1 protein-coding gene is annotated in these 897 nt (G+C 65.0%); it reads right to left on the bottom strand.

Annotated features, from left to right (window positions below):
- Positions 1-897 (bottom strand): TonB-dependent receptor domain-containing protein (locus B3M58_RS14480; protein WP_296220135.1); only part of this gene is annotated, 897 nt, incomplete at both ends.

Here is an 897-nt window from a genome sequence, read left to right as displayed (position 1 = left end):
TGGCCGGTGACGCCGTTGATGCCATCGTGCAGTTGGTTCAGCGTCGGGGTTTTGTAGCCACGGCTGACGCCGCCTTTCAGGGTCCAGTTGTCGGTGGTGTTCCACACCAGGTAGGCGCGTGGGCTGACGTGGCCGCCGAAGGCTTCGTGGTCTTCGTAGCGGGCGCCCAGGGTCAGCGCCAGGTCATGGCGCAGGCGCCATTCGTCTTCGACGAACAAGGCCCAGGAGGTTTGCTGGAATTCTTCGGAAGCGATGCCGTCGCTGACTTGCGCATCCCAGTATTGACCGCCCAGGGTGGCGATGTGCGAGTCGCCGAGCGCGCTGACCAGCTTGCTGTCGAAGATCAGGTCGGTGGACTTCAGCTCACGCTGATTGCCGGCGACGATGTTCGGGTAACCGGTGTAGGCGGTGCCACGGGTACCGGGAATGGTGCGGCCGACGGTTTCGGTGGTGTTGTGGGTCAGGCTGCTGTCCAGGGTGCCGAAGCCGAGGCGGGCGGTGTGGCTGAGGGCGAACTGATCGCGCTCGAAGACCAGTTCGTCGTCATAGCCGTTGATCACGCTCGGCGCGTCGATGGCGCAGCCGTCGACCGCGCTGCCGTTGCTCTTGCCATCCAGGGTGCCGAGTTGGCAGTCGTCGTTGTTGTACACCTGGCGACCCTGTTCCACGTCCAGGGAGAAGTCGTGGTTGGCATTCGGGGTCAGCGTCAGGCGTGCACCGGCGGTATGGTTGCGGCCTTCCACCGGCGAGGCGCCACGCTTGCTCACCGTCGTATCGTTAGCGAAGGTCAGGTCGGAGGCGCCACGGTCGAACAGGCTGCCGCGTACCGCCAGGCCAAGCAGGCCATCGATCAGCGGACCGCTGGCGTACAGGCTGGTGCTGCTGGTTTCGCCGTAG

Source organism: Pseudomonas sp. UBA2684, assembly GCA_002354655.1.
Taxonomy (GTDB): domain Bacteria; phylum Pseudomonadota; class Gammaproteobacteria; order Pseudomonadales; family Pseudomonadaceae; genus Aquipseudomonas.
The sequence above is the reverse complement of the archived record's forward strand: the minus strand, read 5'-3'. Positions and strand labels throughout refer to the sequence as shown.